Below are 18,759 nucleotides of genomic sequence, written 5' to 3' on the forward strand. Positions count from 1 at the left end.
TCCTGGCTCGCGGCTACGTGTCGCGCTGGGCCAGCTGGACGGCGATGTCGATCAGCTGGTCTTCCTGGCCGCCGACCAGACGGCGTTCGCCGGCCTTTACCAGGATCTCGGCGCCGGACACCCCATACCGCTGGCCCAGCGTGAAGGCGTGCATCAGGAAGCTCGAGTAGACCCCGGCATACCCCATGATCAAAGCCATCCGGTCCAGCTTGCACTCGTCCGGCATGGCCGGGCGCACCACGTCCTCGGCGGCGTCCACGATGGCGAAGAAGTCCACGCCCGTGCGGATGCCCAATTTGTCGCAGACGCCGACGAAGGCCTCGACCGGCGTGTTGCCCGCGCCGGCGCCGAACCGCCTCGTGCTGCCGTCGATCTGGGTGGCTCCGGCGCGGGCGGCCAGCACCGAGTTGGCCACGCCGAGGCCCAGGTTTTCGTGGCCGTGGAAACCCACCTGGGCGTCGTCGCCCAGTTCGGCCACCAGCGCGGCCACCCGGTCGCTCACCTGGTCGAGCACCAGCGCGCCGGCCGAGTCGACCACGTACACGCACTGACATCCCGCGTCGGCCATGATCCGGGCCTGCTTGGCCAGGTCGGCCGGGGGCTGCGAGTGGGCCATCATCAGGAAGCCGACCGTCTCCAGGCCGATCTCCCGGGCCAGGCCGAAGTGCTGGACCGCGATGTCCGCCTCGGTGCAGTGGGTGGCGATCCGGCAGACCGTCGCGCCGTTGCCGGCCGCCGCGCGGATGTCGTCGATCACGCCGACGCCGGGCAGCATCAGGAAGGCGATCTTCGCGCGGGTGGCGTTGGCGACCGCGGTTCTGATCAGCTCCTGTTCGGGGGTGTGGCTGAGGCCGTAGGTGAACGACGAGCCGCCCAGGCCGTCGCCGTGGGTCACCTCGATCACCGGGACGCCGGCCGCGTCCAGGGCGGTGACCACGGCGGCCACCTCGGCGGCGGTGAACTGGTGGCGCTTGGCGTGCGAGCCGTCGCGCAGGGACGAGTCGGTGATCCGCAGGTCCAGCTCTGCGGAGAAGTGTCGGGACAGCAACGTCAACCTCCCAGCGACTCGCCCACGCGGGTGGCGGCCGCGGTCATGATGTCGAGATTTCCGGCGTACGCGGGCAGGAAGTCCCCGGCCCCGGCGATCTCCACGAAGATCGCCACCCGGGTGGTGCCGCCGGGGACCGGGTCGAACTGGGGTTCGTTGAGCAGGCGGTACCCGGGGACGTAGCGGGCCACCTCGCCGGCCATCTCCTCGACCGACTTCGCGACCGCCGTGGTGTCGGCGTCCTCGTCGATCGCGCAGAAGATGGTGTCCCGCATGATCAGCGGCGGGTCGGCCGGGTTCAGCACCACGATGGCCTTGCCGCGGGCCGCGCCGCCGACGAGTTCCAGGCCCCGGCTCGTGGTGCGGGTGAACTCGTCGATGTTGGCCCGGGTGCCCGGCCCGGCCGAGCGGGACGCCACCGAGGCGACGATCTCGGCGTAGCTGACCGGGGTCACCCGCGACACCGCGTAGACCATCGGGATGGTGGCCTGGCCGCCGCAGGTGATGAGGTTGACGTTGGTGGCGTCGCGATGGTCGCCCAGATTCACTTCGGGGACCACGTACGGGCCCACCGCGGCCGGGGTCAGGTCGACGGCCCGGATGCCGGCCTCGGCGTAGCGCGGCGCGTTCGCCCGGTGCACGGCCGCCGACGTCGCCTCGAAGACCAGATCCGGCAGCGGGTCCTGGCGCAGCAGCCAGTCGGTGCCGTCGCTGCTCACCGCGAGCCCGGCATCGGCGGCGCGGCGCAGCCCGGGGCTGTCCGGGTCGATGCCGACCATCCAGCGCGGCTCGATCACCGGCGAGCGCAGCAGCTTGTACATCAGGTCGGTGCCGATGTTGCCGGAGCCCACGACGGCCGCGGTCAGCTCAGCCATGCTGTGTCCCTTCGAAGGTCAACCGGACCTCGCCGAGTCCGCTGAACGAGGCCCGGAACTCGTCGCCCGGCCGCGCGTCGATCGCCCGGGCGCAGGCACCGGGCAGCACCAGGTGCCCGGCCCGCAGGCGGACCCCAAAACCGGCGACCGTACGCGCGAGCCAGGCCACCGCGGTCGCCGGGTTGCCGAGCACCGCGTCGGACCGCCCCTGCGCCACGATCTCGTCGCCGCGATACAGCACCGCCTCGATCCCGCGCAGGTCGATCCGCTCCGGCGGCACCCGCGCCGCACCCACCACGAAGCCGGCCGACGACGCGTTGTCGGCGATCGTGTCGGCCAGGCTGATCTGCCAGTTCTCGATCCGGCTGTCGATCAGCTCGATGGACGGCGCCACCGCCTCGGTCGCATCCAGCACGTCCCGTTCGGTGCAACCCTCGCCCGGCAGGTCGGCGCCCAGCAGGAAGGCCACCTCGATCTCCACCCGCGGATAGCAGTACCGCCCCGCGTCGGCCGGCTCGCCCTCGGAGAGCCGCATGTCGGCCAGCAGGTGCCCGTAGTCCGGTTCGTCCACGCCCATCATCTGCTGCATGGCCTTGGACGACAGGCCCACCTTGTGGCCGACCACGGTGCCCGCCCGCCGCCGGATGTTGTGCAGCTGAATGGCATAAGCCTCGGCCGCTCCCAGGCCGGGCCGGTCCCGGGTGAGCGGCGGGATCGGCTTGCGGTCCCGTTCCGCGGCGGCCAGCCGTTCGGCCAGTTCCACGCAGTCAGCCTCGGTGAGCATGCAGTCCTCCCCGGTCCGGAACCGCCGCGTGCCGCCCGGCCCGCCGTCCGGACCACACGCAGTCGGCCAGCGACAACCCGCTCACATAGGAGCGGGAGCAGATCCCGGCGGCGGTCCGCCCGGCGCTGTAGAGCCCCGGCACGCCACTGCCGTCCGCCCGCAGCACCTGCCCGGTCTCCTCGTCGACCCGGAGGCCACCGAGGGTGAGCATGGGCGCGGGCACGGCGTTCCGCTTACGCACCGAGACATCAATGAGCGAGTACGGCGAACGCGCGATCGCCCGGACAAACGCGGCCGGCTTGCCGGAGGGGTCCGCCATCCCCGCACCCGACCCACCGAGGTGTCCGGCCCTGTCCGCGCCGGCCCTGTCCGCGCCGGCCCTGTCCGCGCCGGCCCTGTCCGCGCCGGCCCTGTCCGCCCCGGCCCTGTCCGCCCCTGCCTCGCGCGCAAATGCGGAAAGTCGGTTATATGCGGCCAAGGTAGTGGCCAGGCCGTCCGGGTCTACGCCGGCTTTGGCGGCCACCGCCGCGACCGTGCGGGCGCTCACCCGGCCGCGGCCCAGCAGCCAGCGGGCCTGGACGCGCTGGAACCACAGCGTCTGGCCGCGCACCTGGCGCCGGGCCTCGGCCAGGATCGCCGCGTCCACCAGCAGCCAGGCGTTGCCGCCGGCCCGGTGCAGGATGGCGGCGCCGATCGCGGCGCCGTAGCGGGACTCGTCGCAGACACGGCGGCCGGCGCGGTCGACCAGCAGGCCGCCGAGCAGGGCCGACGGCGGGCTCAGGAAGCGCCACAGCGTGACCCGGTCCAGGAACCTGGTGGCGCCGCCCGCGGAAATGCCCAGCCGGATGCCGGAGCCGTCGTCCCCGACCGTCCCCAGGCGCAGGCCGTCGCGGTAGGCCGGGGCGTGTTCGCGCATCATGTCCCGGTCGAACACGAAGCCGCCGGTGGTCAGCACCACGCCCCAGCGGCTCGCGATGCGCAGCGGCCGGGCGTACCGGCTCTCCAGGCCGGACACCCAGCGGTGCAGCGTGCGGCCCAGGCCGGCCAGGTAGACGCCGGGCTTCACCGACCAGCGGTGCAGCACGCGATGGCCGAGCCGGGCCCAGAGCGGGGCGTCGCGCAGCGTGCGGCACTCGACGCCGGTGACGCGGCCGGCCGGGTCGGTGGTGAGGGCGTCCACCCGGGTCTGCGGCAGGATGGTGGCGCCGGTGTCGCGGGCCGCGGTGGCCAGGCGGGCATAGAACGTCCGGCCGGACGTGCCGCGGGCCAGGGTCCGGTGGCCGCGGGCGGCGGGCGGGGCGACGTGGGCGAAGGACTGCTCGCTGCCGGACTGGTAGAGGTAGTGCCGATCGGTGGGATACGAGGTCTTGTACGGGCACAGCCGCGCGTCGAACGGCACGCCCCGGTCGGCCAGCCAGTCGAGCATGCCCGCGCTCTGCGCGCAGAACTGCCGCAGCGTGCCGGCCGAGACCGCGTCGCCGACCTCCTCGCGCAGGTACGCGTACATGGCCTCGGGTGTGTCCTGGACGCCGGCGACCTGTTGCTGCCGGGTGCCGCCGCCGGCATAGACGATGCCGCCCGAGATGGCTGTGGCGCCGCCGCCGGTGAAGCGGTCGAGCACGAGCACGCGGGCGCCGGACTCGGCGGCCTCGATCGCTGCGCACGCGCCGGCCGCGCCGAAGCCGACCACCACGACGTCCCACGTCTCGGTCACCGGCGTCCTCCGATCTGAAACACGTACCAGGCGGCAGGGGCCGCGACTCAGTGGTGTCAGAGCGGCAATAACTATAACCTGTTCTAGTGTCAGAAGAGGATGCTGTATTCGACCTGGTGGTGGTCGGCAGCGGCGCCGCCGGGATGACCGCGGCGCTGGCCGCGGCGCACCACGGGCTGACCGTGGTGGTCGTCGAGAAGGATGCGGTCTACGGCGGTTCGACGGCCCGGTCCGGGGGCGGGCTGTGGCTGCCGGGCAACGAGGTGCTGCGTGCCGCGGGCGTGGCCGACGATCCGGACGGCGCCCGCGACTACCTGGCGCACGTGGCCGGGCCCGAGATTCCGGCGGCGCGGCGGGCGGCTTTCCTGTCCCAAGGGCCAAAAATGCTGGAGCTGGTACGCGACCACACGCCGCTCGACTTCGCCTGGGTGCCCGGCTATCCCGACTACTACCCCGAGGCGGCCGGCGGCCGGCCCCGGGGGCGCACCGTCGAACCCCGGCCGCTGGACACCCGGCGCATCGGGCCCGACCTCGCGACGCTGGCCCCGCCGTATCTGGCCGCGCCGAACGGCATGGCGGTGACCGCGGTCGACTACCGGTGGCTGTCGCTCGGCGTCCGGCACCCGCAGGCGGTGCTGGCCGCGGCCCGGCTGGCCGCCGGCAGCGCGCTCGACCGGCTGCGCGGCCGGCGCCGGCTGACGATGGGCCAGGCCCTGGCCGCCGGCCTGCGGGCGGGCCTGCGCGCGGCGGGCGTGGAGGTGCGGCTCGGCACGGCGATGGCGGGCCTGCTGGTCGAAGACGACCGGGTGACCGGCATCGAGGTGACGGCCGGTGGCGGGTCGGCGGCCGGTGGCGGGTCGGCTGGCCGGCCGGCGCCGTCCGCCTCGGACGGGCGGCCGGGGCGGCTGCGGGCGCGGCTCGGGGTGCTGCTGGCGAGCGGCGGCTTCGAGCGCAACGGCGAGATGCGGGCGCAGTACCAGCGGATCGGCACCGAGTGGACGGTCGGCGCGCCGGGCAACACCGGGGACGGCATCGAGGCCGGCCACCGCCTCGGTGCCGCGCTCGACCTGATGGACGAGGCGTGGTGGGGGCCGTCGCTGCCGCTGACCGGTGGGCCGTACTTCTGCCTCGCCGAGCGGAACCTGCCCGGGTGCATCGTGGTGGACGGCGACGGCCGCCGGTTCGTGAACGAGGCGGCGCCATACGTGGACGCCGTGCACGCCATGCGCGACGGTCACCTGCCGGCCTGGCTGGTCGCCGACCAGACCTACCGGGACCGTTACCTGTTCGCCGGCCGGGGTCCGCGCCAGCCGCTGCCGCGCCGCTGGTACGCGGCCGGGATCGTGCACAGGGCGCCGACCCTGGACGACCTGGCCGGCCGGATCGGCGTGCCGGCCGGCGCGCTGGGCGAGACGGTGGACCGCTTCAACGGCTTCGCGGACGCCGGGAGCGACGACGACTTCGGGCGCGGCGAATCGGCCTACGACCGCTACTACGGCGACCCGCGGCAGCGGCCGAACCCGTGCCTGGGCGCGCTGCGCAAACCACCGTTCTACGCCTTTGCAATGGTCCCCGGCGACCTGGGCACGAAGGGCGGCCTGCGCACCGACGAGCGGGCCCGCGTCCTGCGCGCCGACGGCACCCCGATACCGGGCCTGTACGCGGCCGGCAACGCGAGCGCCGCCGTGATGGGCCGCAGCTACGCCGGCGCCGGCGCCACCCTGGGCCCGGCCATGACGTTCGGCTACCTGGCCGCCCTCGACCTGGCCGCCGCCCGAGCAACAGCCACCGCTTCCGCACCCGCCGGGGAGGACTGATGCCGATCGATCCGGACGTCGCCGTGGGGGCCGACCTCGGTGGGCGCGAGCTCAGCTGGACGTCGACCGACGTGCTGCTCTACCACCTCGCGGTCGGGGCGGGGGCGGACGAGTTGGGCTACGTCTATGAGCGGGAACTGCGTGGGGTGCTGCCCACATTTGCGACCGTGGCCAGCACGCTGCGGGACACCGGGCCGCCCAGAGTCTCCATGCCCGGCATTGAGATCGATCTGAGCCGGGTGGTGCACGGCCGGCAGGAGATCGTGCTGCACGGGCCGATACCGGCGGACGGCTGCGAGTGGGCCACGTCCCGGGTGGCGGCCGTCTACGACAAGGGCAGCGCCGCGGTTGTCGTCACCGAGACCAGCACGGCGTTGTTCACGAGCCGGATCAGCATCTTCGCCAAGGGGGAGGGCGGCTTCGGCGGCGACCGCGGGCCGTCGACCGCGGTGCCGGTGCCGGACCGCGCGCCCGACCATGAGGTGCTGTCGGCTACCGATCCGCGGCAGGCGCTGTGGTACCGGTTGTGTGGCGACCGGAACCCGTTGCATGTTGATCCGGCGTTCGCGGCCTCGGCCGGCTTTCCGCGTCCGATCCTGCACGGGCTCTGCACGTACGGCATCGTCGGCAAAACTGCCATCGACGTCGCGCTCCGCGGTGACGTCGCGCGCGTGGTCGCGTACTCCTGCAGGTTTTCGGGTGTGGTCTTTCCCGGCGAAACGCTGCGCACGCGGATCTGGCAGGAGGACGGGCATCTGGTGCTGACCGCCACCGTGGCCGACCGGGACGACGCGCCGGCGATCGCGGACGCGCTCATCCGGTGCTCGTGAGGCTTGGTCCGGTACGCGGCCGGATTGACAGCCGGTCCGGGCCCTCCAACCATCGAACCGTGCATCTTCGCCATCTCGGGCTGCCGGTCCGTGACCGGGACCGCAGCCTGCGCTTCTACGCGACGTACTTCGGCTTCGACCCGGCCACCGCCCAGGCCTACCCGGACGGCACCGTCATCGTGCGCGACGCCGACCGGTTCGACCTGGCCCTGCATCCGGCGACCGAGACCCCGCCAGCCGCGACCTTCCTGCACGTCGGGTTCGCGATGGCCGACGCGGACGCGGTCCGCGACCTGCGCACCCGCTTGGCGGACGACGGCGTGCCGATCGTCGAGCGCGACGACGAGCCGGACCTGGTCTCGTTCAAATGCCTCGACCCCGACGGCTGGCGGGTCGAGGTCTACTGGGAGCGCTAGCCGCAGCAGTCACCCACGTCCTGCCCGGCGGTGCGGATCTTCGGCGAGCCGCCGCATCGCGGGCCGACAGGACTGAGTGGTGGGGTCCGCCGTCGGCAACTGTTCGGGTCACGGCACTGCCGGGGTCTGACAAACCGCTCCATCGAAGGATTATCGGTTCATTAAGCCCGGTGCCGCGTCACCCGGCCCCATGGCGTGCGGCCAGCGCTATCGCACCTTATGAATATCTTAGGTCTGCGATCTTGAATGGGTTTGGCGAAACGTTGAACCCGGCCCGGGATCGGCCCGTGTCCTCGAATGCAGAGACGCGGGACCGGCCGGAGCGAGGTGCGCATGATCGTTCGGATCATGGATCGGGTGCAGGCGGCGGTGGCGCGGGCGCGGCCGAGACACGGCGGCTCCTACCCGCGGGTGCTGGCGGCTTTGCGGCGGATTGCCGGGATGCTGGCGCTGCACGGTCGGCCGCTGCCGGCGCGCCTGGCCGTGGTGCTGCTGCCGGTGACGCTGGTGGCGACGACGCTGGGGCTGCTGCGCGTCGCCGACACCCGGGCCGAGGGGCGGCCGCTCGCCGACGCCGAGCGGTACGTCGAGGTCAGCCGGGCCGCGGTGGCCGCCTCGAACGCCCTCGAGGACGAGCGTGACCTGGCCGCCCGGGCGGTGGCCGGCGGGCGCGAGCGGCTCGACCTGGACGGCGCGTTCGCGGCCTCGGACCAGGAGCTCAACCGGCTCGAGGCGGCGGTCGACCAGGTCGGCGACCCGTCGCTCGCGTTCGCCCGCGGGGAACTGCGCAGCCGGCTGCGCGGCCTCGACGAGCTGCGCATCGAGGGCTTCGGCCCGGACCTTCCGGCGACCACGACGGTGAGCAGGTACGGCGCCATCGTGCTGAACGTGATCCAGCTGGGCCGGGCGGCGGACGGGCTGGCCGTGCGGCACGGTGGGATTGCGGGGGACACCGCCGGGGTGTTCGACCTGCTGGTGGCGGCCGGTCTCAACTCGCAGCGCCGGGCGCTCGGCACCGCCCTGCTGACCCGCGGCAGCGCGGAACGGGGCGAACGGGCCACGCTCGGTGGCTTCACGGTCCTGGTCGACGTGCAGACCGAGACGTTCCGCTCGGTGGCGTCGGCCGGCACGCTGGCCCTCTTCCAGGCGGCCGGGGTCGAGGCCGCCGCGAGCGACGTCGACCTGCTGGCCCAGCGCATCGCCGCCGGCAGCACCGAGATCGCGGCCCGCGACTGGATCGACCTCACCACGCTGTACCTCGCCAAGGTGCGCCAGGTGATCCAGACCGTGGTGGACCGCGGCGCGGACCAGATCGCGGCACTGCGGGCGGCGTACGCGGAGGACCTGCGCCGGGACGTGGCGGTGGTGCTGGTCGTGCTGTTCGGCACGGTGCTCGCGGCCGGGCTGGTCGGCTACGGGCTGATCGCGGACCTGCGCCGGCTGCGGAACCGGATGCGGCACATCGCCGAGGAGCGGCTGCCCCGCGCGGTGGCGGCGATCGGTGCGGGCAGCCCGCCCGAACATCCGGACGACGCCCCGGCCCCTCCGGATGAGATCGGCGACCTGACCAGGGCCTTCGAAGTGGTGCAGGACGAGGCCATCCGGCTCGCGTCGGCCGAGGCGATGCTGCGGGTCACGATGGCCGGCGTGTCGCGGACCGTCACCCAGCGCACCGAGGACCTGGTGGCCCGCCAGCTGGAGCTGATCACCGACCTGGAGCAGCGCCAGGTCGAGCCCGCGACGCTGGAGCGTCTGTTCCAGCTCGACCACCTGTCCACCCGGATCCGGCGGCACAGCGACAACCTGCTGGTGCTGGCCGGCGCCGGGCCGGGCTGGCGGTGGCCCCGGCCGGCCATGCTGCAGGACGTGGTCCAGGCCGCCACGGCCGCGATCGAGCAGTACCGGCGGGTCGAGGTGGCCCAGCTGCCGGCCGTCGCGGTGGCCGCGCCCGTGGTGGTCGACATGATCCAGATCCTGACCGAGCTGATCGACAACGCGGCCAAGTTTTCACCGCCGGACCGGCCGGTGCGGGTCACGGCCGGGCCGCTGTCCGACGGCGGATACCGGATCGAGGTGCGCGACGCGGGCGACGGACTGGGCAGCCGCCGGGCTGCGGCCCTGAACGCCCGGCTGTCCCGCCCGGCCCTGGACGACCTGGGCGACGAGCCGACGCTGGGGTTGTACGTGGTGTCCGCGCTCGCGGCCCGGGCCGGGATCGGTGTCCACCTGATCCCGATCGAGCGCGGTTGCGTGGCGGCGGTGGCGGTGCCGGGCCGGCTGCTCACGGCGTCGGCCGCGCCGGCCGACCTGCGGCAGCGGGAGCCGCTGCTCGCGGCGGCCCGCGAAGCCCGGCCATGACGGGGGCGTGGATCTGCGAGCTGACCGCGTGGGTCAACGAGCGGACCGCCTGGGGCGCCGACCGGCAACCGGTCGTCACCCGGCTGGCCCGTCAGGGCAGCCTTGCTCACCCTCTGCCCGCCGCCCGCTCCGGCCGGATGGCATGCTCGTGACCACCCCGGACGTCGACCACGTGTTTCTGGGCCGGCCCGTGCCGCTGCGCCTGTTCCGCGACGTCGCGGCGCATCTGCGAACGTTGGGCGAGGTTCGCACCGGCGTGACCAGGACGCAGGTCTCCTTCGCCGCGAAGCGGCAGTTCGCCTGGGTGTGGCTGCCCACCCGCTGGACCACGAACCGGCCCGAGGACAGCATCGTCATCTCGTTCGCGCTGGCCCGCCGGGTCGAGCACCCGCGCGTCGTGGAGGCCACCGAGGCCCGGCCGGGGCGGTGGACACACCACGTGATCGTGCAGCGTGCGGCGGACCTCGGCCCTGAGGTGCGGCAGTGGCTGCGGGAAGCGTACGAGCAGGCATCGGCGTGACCTATCCGTATCTGCGCATCAGCTCGGAAATCTCCTCCTCGTCGGGTTTCTTGTCGAAGTAGCCGTACGGCGCCACCGAGACGCCCTCGACCACCACCCGCGGATCGTCGTCGGCGGCGGTGTCGTCGAGGTCGCCCGCGCAGCGTGAACCCATCGAGTAGATGGCGAAGCCAGGCTCGAAGTAATAGCCGATGTCGAACGGCTCGGCCGCATAGCCCCGGGCCGCCAGGTCGCGCAGCACGTCGTCCATGAAGCGGTAGGTCAGCTGGACGCCGTCGAAGAACACCTCCTCGCCGTCGCCGCCCGAATAGCCCAGTTCGACGATCTCGACAGTCTCGTCGCCGGCGTAGGTCAGCACCAGTATCGGGTTGGTGTCGTACACCGCTCGGCTGTCGCGGCCGGGATGCACGGGCCGGCCGATCCGCGCCTCGACCACGTCGCGGTGCTCGCCGACCTTGGCGCTGGGAACGCCCTCACCGGGCAGGATTTCCATGCCGTGGATGCTGCCACGGGGGTACGACAAAAATGCGCCCGCCGATCCACTGAGGAGGGTCGCGGTGCGCGGTCGATTCTGGTTGACTCCGGGGCCGGTTCTCGACGACGGGGGAAATTCCATGAGACGCCTGCTTGTTTCCGTGTCCGCGCTCGGCCTCGCCGCGCCGCTGCTGGGGGCGGTGCCCGCGGCGGCCGCACCGGTGCCCACCTTCTTCGCCCCGGTGGAGATCCGCAGCGTCGGTGCACAGCCCGCCGCGGTGGCCATCGGCGACGTTACCGGTGACGGCCGGCCGGACGTGCTGATGACCACCAACAACACGTCGCACCCGGACAGCGACAAGGTCCTGGTGTTCGCCCAGAACGCCGCCGGCGGGCTCGGCGCTCCGGTCTCGTACCAGACCCGCATGTCGTTTTTTGACCACGACGGACGCGGGCTCGCCCTGCTCGACAACGACGGCGACGGCCGGCTGGACGTGGCGCTCGGCACGCTCGCCGGGGTCGAGATCCTGCGGCAGACCGACGCCGGCACGCTGGTCAGCCAGGGTGTGCTGCCCGGATCGCCGCAGGCCGGGCAGATCATGGCCGCCGACGTGGACGCCGACGGCGACACCGACCTGGTCACCAGCACCAACGCGCTGGCCGGCAATGCGCGCGCCGGAATCCGCCTGCTGACCCGGGAGCCGGGCGGTTCCTACACGCTGTCGACCGTTTCCACCGACGAGACCGAAGGCCTGGGGGTCGGCGACCTCGACGGCGACGCACAGGCCGAAATCGTCGGCTGGAACATTCGCAGCCTCTACATCATGGATCGCACCGGCACCGGCTGGTCGCGCCGGCTGCCGCCCGAATCCGGAAAGGGCGCGAACGGCGTCGAGGTCGCCGATGTCACCAACGACGGCCGCGACGACATCATCGCGACCCGAGGCGGCAACTACCTCCCCAACGTGGCCGTCTTTCCGCAGTCCGCGACGGGGACCATAGGCGCGCCGGCCGGCTATTTGACAAAAGACATTCCGGAGCCCGTACGCGCTGCCGACCTCGACAACAACGGCCGCGCCGACCTGGTGCTCGCGCACGGCGGCTGGTACACGATGAGCACCCTGCTCCAGATCAGCAACGGAATGGCGCCCCCGGTCGAGGAGCCGTTGCCGTACGCGTCCAGCTACAACGCCCAGGGCCTGGCCGCCGGCGACATCAGCGGCGACGGAAAAGCGGACGTGGTGATAGCCGACTACAACCACGGTCTGCTGGTGCTGCGCAACGCCCTCCCGATCTGATTCACGGATGCCCGGCGCGCGCCGGAGCGCCCGCGGCGGTGGTGACGGTGCCGAGGTCGGGGAGGCGCGCGCCGGCCCGGGGTGGCCATGAGGGCGAAAATCGCGGAGATCGGGGCGGGCGCGGTGCCGATGCCGGTGTAAGTCGGACACGTCCCGTTGACAGGTGTGGCTTACTTTGAACATTCGATTTCGCTGGGGAGGGCGTCATGTCGGCCGAGCATGAAGTGAGATCTCCGAAGCTGCCGCCGCGCTGGTTCATCCGGGCCGCCTGGGCTGTCCATCGTGGCATCTACAAGGTGTTTCGCGGGCGGGTCGGGCTCTGGGCGCCGCGCGCGGGCAAGTGGGGCACCTGCCGGCTCAGCACCGTGGGCCGGCGCACCGGGCAGGAGCGCAGCGTCATCCTCGGCTACCTCGAGGACGGACCGAACTTGTACACACTGGCCATGAACGGGTGGGGCGAGGGCGAACCGGCCTGGTGGCTCAACCTGCAGGCCCAGCCGGACGTGACCGTCGAGACCGTGCAGGGCCGCCGGCCGGTGCGCGGGCGGGCCGCCGTCGGCGAGGAGCGCGCCCGGCTCTGGCAGATATGGCAGGGCATCGACAAGGACCTGGACGCCTTCGCGGCCCGCCGCTCCACCGAGACCGCCGTGGTGATCCTCGAACCGCGCGCCTAGGCACACGCCTTCAGCAGGGCGTTCAGGACCTCGCGGGTGTGCGGCTCGTCCAGCGACTCACGGATCCACGCCTCGGCCGCCGTCTGCGTCGGGGTGCGCTCGTTCGGCTCCAGCCAGTCGTTGGCGGCCAGTTCGACGATGTGGCCCAGCTGGGCGATCAGCATCGAGAACTGGCCGGCCCGGGTCAGCGTTCCCGGGCCGCCGGCATCGGCGTACGCCGCCGTTAAGGCTCTTGCCCGGCCCGGATCTGACCGGCCGAATTCGAACACCACGCAGCCCAGCTCCTGGCTCGGATCCATGGCACCGCTGTTCTCCCAGTCGATCACGCAGATGCCGCCCTGCGCGGTGGGCAGGACGTTGTCGGCCCACAGGTCGCGGTGGCAGGTCTGCAGCGACGCCGCCGGTTCCAGCCATGACTCGAGCGCGACCAGTTCGTCCCGCAGGTCGGCGAGCCGTCCCGCGAAGGGGGCGCCGGCCGCGTACAGCCTTGAAATCAGCGGGTCCCAGCCCGCCGCGCCGACCGGTTCCGTGTACCAGGCGTCCGGCACCCCGCCCGGCAACCGCACGCTGTGTATGCGCGCCACCGCCGAGCCGACCTGCTCCGGGTCGAGGCCGGTGGTGGGCGGCAGCAGGTCGGCCCACGAATAGACGCGCACCTGCCGTCCGCCGATCAAAGCAAAGATCAAACCATCGGTGGTACGCCGTACGAGCGGAGCGGGCACCCCGGCCGCGCACGCCGCCTCCTGGAAAGACGTGGCAGCGCGTACCGAATCCTCGGTGGTCTGGTGAAACGGCACCTTGACCGCCCACCGGCCGTCGGCCGTCTCCAGCTGCCACACCGAACCCTGCCGGCCCCGCGCCACCGGGCCGTCCGACAGTCGAATCGCGCGGCCGAGACCGAACCGGTCCGCAAGTTCCACGGCATCCACGCGGTCCACTAGAGCACACCGGCATGATCGGGGGCATGGAGTTTTTCGTCTACCACCGGGACCGGCCGGGATCGCTGGCGCTGCGCGCGGAACTCGTCGAGGCGCACTGGGCGTACATGGACCGGTTTGCCGACCGGATGATCGCCCGCGGCCCGACCTTCACCGGCGACATCCCGACCGGCAGCATGCACATCGTCGACCTGCCCGACCCGGCGGCCGCCCGCGCGTTCGCCTTCGACGAGCCCAGCTACCAGGCCGGCGTCTACCGCGACGTGCTGATCCGCCGCTGGCACCGGGTGCACGGCGGCGGCACCGGAGAGGGCGACCGATATCTGGTGCTGGGCCTCGGGCAGGGCGAGGCGCCGCCGGCTCCGCAAAACCCCAAGGGCCTGATCGCGTACGGCTCACTGCTGTCGGACGACGGCGCGGCCTGGCTCGGCACCGCGGCTCTCACCACCGCGCCCGCCGTGCTGAAACCCGAACACTACGCCGCGATAGAGGTGCACAACTGGACCGTCGGCGGCCGCCGGTAGGGGACCACAGATGTGCACTGTGGACGGTATCGTGTCCGGATGGCCCGGATCGAGCTGAACACCGAGGTTCCGCACTCCGCCCGCATCTACGACTACCTGCTCGGCGGCAAGGACAACTTCGTGGCCGACCGGGCCGCCGCCGCGGCGATCACGGTGGACTGGCCGCACCTGGCCATCTCGATGCGGGCCAACCGCAACTACATGGCGAGGCAGGCCCGGTTCATCGCGGCCGAGCTGGGCATCCGGCAGTTCCTCGACATCGGCGCCGGGCTGCCGACCGCCCCCAACCTGCACGAGGTGGTGCAGGAGGTCGCGCCGGAGTCGCGGGTGCTCTATGTGGACAACGACCCGCTGGTCCTGGTGCACGCCCGGGCCCTGCTCACCGGTTCGCCGCAGGGCCGCACCGCCTACCTGGACGCGGATCTGCACGACCCGGACGCGATCGTCCGCTCCGCGGAGTTCCACGAGACCTTCGACCTGACCCGCCCGGTGGCCCTGAGCCTCATCGCGATCCTCCAGTTCATCGTCGACGACGCCGAGGCGCACCGCATCATCGACACCCTGATGGCGCCCCTCCCGCCGGGCAGCGTGCTGGCCCTGTCCACGGTCACCGCGGCGAGCGCACCCGACGAGGTCAACCGGGGCGTGGCCGCGTACGTGGCCCGCGGCATCGACGAAAAGGCCCGCGACCGCGCCGAGGTCGAGAAACTGTTCCGCGGCCTCGATCTGATCGACCCGGGCGTCACCCTGGTCAACCACTGGCGCCCGGACGAGGCAGCCCGCGCGGTCCCGGACGCCCACGTGCACATGTACGGCGGCGTCGCGGTCAAACGCTAGGCAGCCGCCCGGAAGGTTCAGCGGAGTCGCGCCGGCCCCGGAAGCTGTTCAGTGGCCGATGCCCTGGTAGTGGCGTAGCTGCCGGCTCCAGAAGAGGTACGCCAGAGTGAACAGCGCCACCCCCACCACCGGCGTCAAATAGCCCAGCGCCGCCGGGACCGCCAGCTCGTCCGTCTGGCCCAGCACCACGCTCGCGGGCAGGAAGGCGATGAACGCGACCGGCAGCGCGTATGTCAGCACCTGTTGGATGCCGGAACCGAAAATGCCGAGGGGATACGAGGCCAGTGTGTCGATCGTGTCGTAGGCGGCGGTGCGGATGGCCCACGTGCTGATCACCCGCACTGCGATCCCCGCGATCAGCACGGTCACCGACGCCTCGATCAGCGCGCCGCCCACTACGGCCAGGATCAGGAACAGCACCGAGCCGGGGGACCAGTTCACGTCGCCGATCGTCACGGCCAGCACGAAGATCAACAGACCCATCGAGAGATCGCCGTACGGGAGCAGCGAGCGGCTCGTGTTGGCCAGGTGGGACAGCGTGTTGACGGGGCGCAGCAGCATCCGGTCGAAATGGCCGTCCCGGATCGCGCCGTCGGCCTGCGTCACCCCGTCGAGCGTCACCAGCCAGAGCGCGTGCGAGAGCAGCCTCATCCCGTACAGGAAAGCGATTTGCCCGAGCGTCCATCCGGCCACCGTGCCGAAGGTGTGCAGCAAAACCCAGACAAAGGCAAAACCACTGCCCTGGTACGCGGCGCCGGCCAGCACCATGACGGCGATGTTGCCCCGGTACTGCAGGGCGCTGCGCAGGGCCGCACCCCGCATGGTCAGGTAGAGCCGGATCTCCCGGCGCAGGTCAACCACCGTGCACCATGGTTTTCCGGTATGCGCGGCGCCAGATCAGGCCGGTCAGCGCGACGAGCACCACGACCCACCCGGCGGCGAGCGCGAACCCCTGGATCATCTCCCGGCCGTGCACCTGCCCGACGTAGATGGCCGCCGGTTGGTAGGCGATGAAGCGGAACGGCAGGGCCCCGGCCAGCGCCCGCAGCGGCCCCGGCATCAGGGTCAGCGGCACGCTGGCGCCGGCCAGGAACGCCGCGATGAAGCGGAACAGCGTGGACAGCCCCATGTTGTCGACGGTCCAGAACGCGGACAGGCCGATCAGGAACGTGAGCAGCGCGTTCAGCAGCCAGCCGAACAGCACCGCCACCGGGTAGAGCAGACCCGCGGCCGCGCTCGCCGGTGCGGCCAGCCCGCCGAGCAGCGCCGCGAGCGGGGCGACCAGCAGCACGATCGAGGTCTGGGTCAGCGTCTGACCGGCCTGCAGGGCGAGCATCTGCCCCGGGTAGCTGAGCGGCCGGCTCACGTCGAAGACCACCTCGCCGCTGCGCACCCGGCCGGCGATGATGTGCGCCAGCGGCGAGATGATGATCATGGCCTGCAGGCTGCTCAGCGTCAGGTAGACCACCATCTGGTCCAGGGTGAACCCGGCCACCGCGGGCCGGTCCTGGTAGGCGGCGGTCCACAGCCGGGTGAGCAGCACGATCCAGAGCAGGGTCACGAACGCGAAGGCGAAGATGACCACCCGGTACTGCAGCGCCATCCGCACCGACGCCCGCATGTAGGCGCGGTACGCGCGTACCTGCCTCATTCGCCGCGCCGTTCCCGGTACAGCTCGCGGACCACGCTCTCCAGGTTCGACTCCTCGACCGCGAGGTCGCGCACCTGCCAGCCGTCGCTGACCGCGACCAGCAGGTGGTGCACGGGCTGGTCGCGGCGCACCCGGAACCGCCAGCGGCCGTCCGCCTCCCGCTCGCCGGTGAACCCGCCGAGCGTCCAGCGTTCGCCCGCCGGCTCGGCGGCGCCGTCCAGCCGGATCCGGACGTCCTGGTACGGCGCGTACCGGGCGACCAGCCCGTCGACCGGCCCGTCGTAGAGCACCCGGCCGTGGTCGATGAGCAGGATCCGCTTGCAGAGCCGTTCCACGTCGGCCAGGTCGTGGGTGGTGAGCAGGATCGTGGTGCGCCCGCTGCGGTTGGCGTCCTCGACGAAGCCGCGCACCGCCTCCTTGGCCAGCACGTCCAGCCCCACGGTCGGCTCGTCGAGGTAGAGCAGCGGCGGGTCGTACAGCAGCGCGGCCGCCAGGTCACCCCGCATCCGCTGGCCGAGGCTCAGCTGCCGCACCGGCGTCTGGAGGAAGGGATCGAGGTCGAGCAGATCACGCAGGCGCGCCAGGTTTTGCCGATAACGATCAGGAGGTACGTCGTACATCGCGCCGACCAGCCGGAACGACTCGACCAGCGGCAGATCCCACCACAGCTGCGTCCGCTGCCCGAACACCACCCCGACCTGCCGCGCGTGCCGCTGCCGGTCCCGCCACGGCACGATCGGCCCGCCCGGCCCGGCCACCTCGACGGTCCCGCTGGTCGGCCACAGCACCCCGGTGAGCAACTTGATGGTGGTGGACTTGCCGGCCCCGTTGGGCCCGAGATAACCGACGACCTCACCCTGCTCGATGCTGAAGTCGATGTGGTCGACCGCCGTGGTCCGCACCTGCTGCCGGGTGAACAGCGTCCGCACCGCCCCGAACCGCCCCTCGACGGGCCTGGTCCGTACGTACTCTTTGGTCAGTTGGCGGACGTCGATGAGCGGCACACGCCCCTGTCTAACGAACCGCTTCCACGACCGTCAAACGGATTTGCCGCTCCGGCGGTGGCGCAGCACGGCGCGGATCGCGTAGACGAGGGCGCCGAGGATCAGCAGGAAGCCGATCATGCCGAGGCCCGGTGAGTCGTCGTAGCCGCCACCCAGGACGGCGAGGACGCCGACCACGATGAGGGCCAGCGCGATGGCGAAGGGTTTCATCAGACTTCCTCCTGAGGGGTGGGCGCGGCGCCGCCAGGAGACGTCGGCGGCCAGACCGCGCAGCATGCGGGAAAGCAGGGTCAGCGCGATCCGCCGCTCGCTGGTGCCGCGGTCGCGTTCGTAGGCGATGTGGTCGTGCAGGTCGGCGCCGATCTCGTCGAGCCGGCGTTCGGCGACGGGGGCGGGCAGCCGCCGGGTGTAGTGCCGCACCCACCGGGTGACCAGCCCGGCGGCGCGTTCGGGAGTCACGCCGGCCCCGGGGCGATGCGCGGGACCCGGCCGGCGGCGCGGTCGGCGCCGGCCCGCTCGGCGGCGTGCACGCCCCGGCCGGTGAGTTCGTAGAGGCGGCGGCGCGGCCGGCCCTCGGACTCCGGGTTTTCCTGCCAGGCCGAGCTGAGCAGGCCGAGTTCCTCGAGCCGGCCCAGCGCCTTGTAGAGGGTGCCGTGCGCGGTCAGCGACCGGGAACCCTGCTGCTCGCGCATGGCCTGGGCCAGCCCGAACCCGTGGAACGAGCCCTGGCCGGTGCGGTGCATGGCCAGGGCCGTGGTGAGGATCTCGACCTCGAGGGGGAGCAGCGTCCCGGGTTTCCGCGGCGGCATGCCAGCCATGTTAGGAAGATATCTTCCTAACGGCAAGTGGGCAGGTTGGCCAACGAGAGCGTCTCGATCGACCGAGGGCTTGACGCCGAGGCGTCACGGTTCACGCAGAAGACTGCGGCGGAACAGCGATCAACAGGATCTGCCGATGCGCGGGCGGAATAGGCAGTATGCGAACCTTGCGCCGTGAG

The 18,759-nt window shown here is 72.2% G+C and carries 21 protein-coding genes; 10 read left to right on the top strand and 11 right to left on the bottom strand.

From position 1 onward, the window contains the following. Positions 1 to 13: 13 nt before the first annotated feature. From dmpG to Ari01nite_RS08935, 4 genes are read right to left on the bottom strand one after another with little or no spacing between them, the layout of a single operon-like run. Positions 14 to 1,048, bottom strand: a complete 1,035-nt coding sequence (gene dmpG / locus Ari01nite_RS08920) for a 4-hydroxy-2-oxovalerate aldolase (RefSeq protein ID WP_239162593.1) — start codon at positions 1,046 to 1,048, stop codon at positions 14 to 16. Between the two features lie 2 nt (positions 1,049 to 1,050). Further along, positions 1,051 to 1,923, bottom strand: a complete 873-nt coding sequence (locus tag Ari01nite_RS08925; protein WP_203780639.1) for an acetaldehyde dehydrogenase (acetylating) — start codon at positions 1,921 to 1,923, stop codon at positions 1,051 to 1,053. Next, positions 1,916 to 2,707, bottom strand: a complete 792-nt coding sequence (locus Ari01nite_RS08930; protein WP_203780640.1) for a 2-keto-4-pentenoate hydratase — start codon at positions 2,705 to 2,707, stop codon at positions 1,916 to 1,918. Before Ari01nite_RS08930 ends, Ari01nite_RS08925 begins: the two co-directional genes overlap by 8 nt. Next, positions 2,691 to 4,529 (bottom strand): FAD-binding protein, encoded by a 1,839-nt coding sequence (locus Ari01nite_RS08935; RefSeq protein ID WP_275410834.1) that lies wholly within the window; start codon positions 4,527 to 4,529, stop codon positions 2,691 to 2,693. Before Ari01nite_RS08935 ends, Ari01nite_RS08930 begins: the two co-directional genes overlap by 17 nt. Here Ari01nite_RS08935 and kstD point away from each other — a divergent pair. The 6 genes from kstD (at position 4,508) to Ari01nite_RS08965 (ending at position 10,362) form a co-directional block, all read left to right on the top strand. Then, positions 4,508 to 6,238 carry a 3-oxosteroid 1-dehydrogenase gene (kstD, locus tag Ari01nite_RS08940; RefSeq protein ID WP_239162594.1) on the top strand — a complete coding sequence of 577 codons (1,731 nt, stop codon included), beginning with the start codon at positions 4,508 to 4,510 and terminating at the stop codon, positions 6,236 to 6,238. The genes Ari01nite_RS08935 and kstD overlap by 22 nt on opposite strands. Then, a complete protein-coding gene (gene chsH3 / locus Ari01nite_RS08945; RefSeq protein ID WP_203780642.1) occupies positions 6,238 to 7,068 on the top strand; it encodes an enoyl-CoA hydratase ChsH3 in 831 nt (276 codons plus the stop codon). Before kstD ends, chsH3 begins: the two co-directional genes overlap by 1 nt. Positions 7,069 to 7,127: 59 nt before the next feature. Next, positions 7,128 to 7,484, top strand: coding sequence for a VOC family protein (locus tag Ari01nite_RS08950; protein ID WP_203780643.1), 357 nt, complete (start codon positions 7,128 to 7,130; stop codon positions 7,482 to 7,484). Positions 7,485 to 7,817: 333 nt separating this feature from the next. Further along, positions 7,818 to 9,842 carry a nitrate- and nitrite sensing domain-containing protein gene (locus Ari01nite_RS08955; protein ID WP_203780644.1) on the top strand — a complete coding sequence of 675 codons (2,025 nt, stop codon included), beginning with the start codon at positions 7,818 to 7,820 and terminating at the stop codon, positions 9,840 to 9,842. Next, positions 9,839 to 9,994, top strand: coding sequence for a hypothetical protein (locus Ari01nite_RS08960; RefSeq protein ID WP_203780645.1), 156 nt, complete (start codon positions 9,839 to 9,841; stop codon positions 9,992 to 9,994). The genes Ari01nite_RS08955 and Ari01nite_RS08960 overlap by 4 nt, the downstream gene beginning before the upstream one ends. After that, complete coding sequence (locus Ari01nite_RS08965) at positions 9,985 to 10,362, top strand: DUF5655 domain-containing protein (RefSeq protein ID WP_203780646.1); 378 nt, start codon at positions 9,985 to 9,987, stop codon at positions 10,360 to 10,362. The genes Ari01nite_RS08960 and Ari01nite_RS08965 overlap by 10 nt, the downstream gene beginning before the upstream one ends. A 1-nt stretch (position 10,363) precedes the next feature. On the opposite strand, the gene Ari01nite_RS08970 is transcribed toward Ari01nite_RS08965, so the two are convergent. After that, entirely contained in the window at positions 10,364 to 10,855 is a 492-nt protein-coding gene (locus tag Ari01nite_RS08970) for a hypothetical protein (RefSeq protein WP_203780647.1), read from the bottom strand. 121 nt (positions 10,856 to 10,976) lie between these two features. On the opposite strand from Ari01nite_RS08970, the gene Ari01nite_RS08975 reads away from it, so the two are divergent. Both Ari01nite_RS08975 and Ari01nite_RS08980 read left to right on the top strand, forming a co-directional pair. Beyond that, complete coding sequence (locus Ari01nite_RS08975) at positions 10,977 to 12,134, top strand: FG-GAP repeat domain-containing protein (RefSeq protein WP_203780648.1); 1,158 nt, start codon at positions 10,977 to 10,979, stop codon at positions 12,132 to 12,134. 206 nt (positions 12,135 to 12,340) lie between these two features. Beyond that, positions 12,341 to 12,808, top strand: a complete 468-nt coding sequence (locus Ari01nite_RS08980) for a nitroreductase/quinone reductase family protein (protein ID WP_203780649.1) — start codon at positions 12,341 to 12,343, stop codon at positions 12,806 to 12,808. Here Ari01nite_RS08980 and Ari01nite_RS08985 read toward each other — a convergent pair. Continuing rightward, a complete protein-coding gene (locus Ari01nite_RS08985) occupies positions 12,805 to 13,737 on the bottom strand; it encodes a phosphotransferase (protein WP_203780650.1) in 933 nt (310 codons plus the stop codon). The genes Ari01nite_RS08980 and Ari01nite_RS08985 overlap by 4 nt on opposite strands. 35 nt (positions 13,738 to 13,772) lie before the next feature. Between Ari01nite_RS08985 and Ari01nite_RS08990 the strand changes: the two genes are divergently transcribed. Beyond that, positions 13,773 to 14,270, top strand: coding sequence for a YciI family protein (locus tag Ari01nite_RS08990; protein WP_203780651.1), 498 nt, complete (start codon positions 13,773 to 13,775; stop codon positions 14,268 to 14,270). 39 nt (positions 14,271 to 14,309) lie between these two features. Continuing rightward, a complete protein-coding gene (locus Ari01nite_RS08995) occupies positions 14,310 to 15,107 on the top strand; it encodes an SAM-dependent methyltransferase (RefSeq protein ID WP_203780652.1) in 798 nt (265 codons plus the stop codon). A 48-nt stretch (positions 15,108 to 15,155) separates the two neighbouring features. On the opposite strand, the gene Ari01nite_RS09000 is transcribed toward Ari01nite_RS08995, so the two are convergent. From Ari01nite_RS09000 to Ari01nite_RS09020, 5 genes are read right to left on the bottom strand one after another with little or no spacing between them, the layout of a single operon-like run. Further along, positions 15,156 to 15,968: an ABC transporter permease gene (locus Ari01nite_RS09000; RefSeq protein ID WP_203780653.1), complete on the bottom strand. Its 813-nt coding sequence runs from the start codon at positions 15,966 to 15,968 to the stop codon at positions 15,156 to 15,158. After that, positions 15,961 to 16,758: an ABC transporter permease gene (locus Ari01nite_RS09005; protein ID WP_203780654.1), complete on the bottom strand. Its 798-nt coding sequence runs from the start codon at positions 16,756 to 16,758 to the stop codon at positions 15,961 to 15,963. Before Ari01nite_RS09005 ends, Ari01nite_RS09000 begins: the two co-directional genes overlap by 8 nt. Next, a complete protein-coding gene (locus tag Ari01nite_RS09010; protein WP_203780655.1) occupies positions 16,755 to 17,762 on the bottom strand; it encodes an ABC transporter ATP-binding protein in 1,008 nt (335 codons plus the stop codon). Before Ari01nite_RS09010 ends, Ari01nite_RS09005 begins: the two co-directional genes overlap by 4 nt. Positions 17,763 to 17,795: 33 nt before the next feature. Further along, positions 17,796 to 18,221 (bottom strand): hypothetical protein, encoded by a 426-nt coding sequence (locus Ari01nite_RS09015; RefSeq protein ID WP_203780656.1) that lies wholly within the window; start codon positions 18,219 to 18,221, stop codon positions 17,796 to 17,798. Beyond that, a complete protein-coding gene (locus Ari01nite_RS09020; protein WP_203780657.1) occupies positions 18,218 to 18,571 on the bottom strand; it encodes a helix-turn-helix transcriptional regulator in 354 nt (117 codons plus the stop codon). Before Ari01nite_RS09020 ends, Ari01nite_RS09015 begins: the two co-directional genes overlap by 4 nt. Positions 18,572 to 18,759: the final 188 nt, after the last annotated feature.

The organism is Paractinoplanes rishiriensis, assembly GCF_016862375.1.
Classification (GTDB): domain Bacteria; phylum Actinomycetota; class Actinomycetes; order Mycobacteriales; family Micromonosporaceae; genus Actinoplanes; species Actinoplanes rishiriensis.

Bases quoted from the DNA above. Each gene is read 5' to 3' on its own strand.
- Ari01nite_RS08990 (WP_203780651.1), top strand. From the start codon at position 13,773: ATGGAGTTTTTCGTCTACCACCGGGACCGGCCGGGATCGCTGGCGCTG.
- Ari01nite_RS08970 (WP_203780647.1), bottom strand. From the start codon at position 10,855: ATGGAAATCCTGCCCGGTGAGGGCGTTCCCAGCGCCAAGGTCGGCGAG.
- Ari01nite_RS08975 (WP_203780648.1), top strand. From the start codon at position 10,977: ATGAGACGCCTGCTTGTTTCCGTGTCCGCGCTCGGCCTCGCCGCGCCG.
- Ari01nite_RS09005 (WP_203780654.1), bottom strand. From the start codon at position 16,758: ATGAGGCAGGTACGCGCGTACCGCGCCTACATGCGGGCGTCGGTGCGG.
- Ari01nite_RS08980 (WP_203780649.1), top strand. From the start codon at position 12,341: ATGTCGGCCGAGCATGAAGTGAGATCTCCGAAGCTGCCGCCGCGCTGG.
- Ari01nite_RS09020 (WP_203780657.1), bottom strand. From the start codon at position 18,571: ATGCCGCCGCGGAAACCCGGGACGCTGCTCCCCCTCGAGGTCGAGATC.
- Ari01nite_RS08955 (WP_203780644.1), top strand. From the start codon at position 7,818: ATGATCGTTCGGATCATGGATCGGGTGCAGGCGGCGGTGGCGCGGGCG.
- Ari01nite_RS08930 (WP_203780640.1), bottom strand. From the start codon at position 2,707: ATGCTCACCGAGGCTGACTGCGTGGAACTGGCCGAACGGCTGGCCGCC.
- chsH3 (WP_203780642.1), top strand. From the start codon at position 6,238: ATGCCGATCGATCCGGACGTCGCCGTGGGGGCCGACCTCGGTGGGCGC.
- Ari01nite_RS08995 (WP_203780652.1), top strand. From the start codon at position 14,310: ATGGCCCGGATCGAGCTGAACACCGAGGTTCCGCACTCCGCCCGCATC.
- Ari01nite_RS08960 (WP_203780645.1), top strand. From the start codon at position 9,839: ATGACGGGGGCGTGGATCTGCGAGCTGACCGCGTGGGTCAACGAGCGG.
- Ari01nite_RS08965 (WP_203780646.1), top strand. From the start codon at position 9,985: ATGCTCGTGACCACCCCGGACGTCGACCACGTGTTTCTGGGCCGGCCC.
- Ari01nite_RS08925 (WP_203780639.1), bottom strand. From the start codon at position 1,923: ATGGCTGAGCTGACCGCGGCCGTCGTGGGCTCCGGCAACATCGGCACC.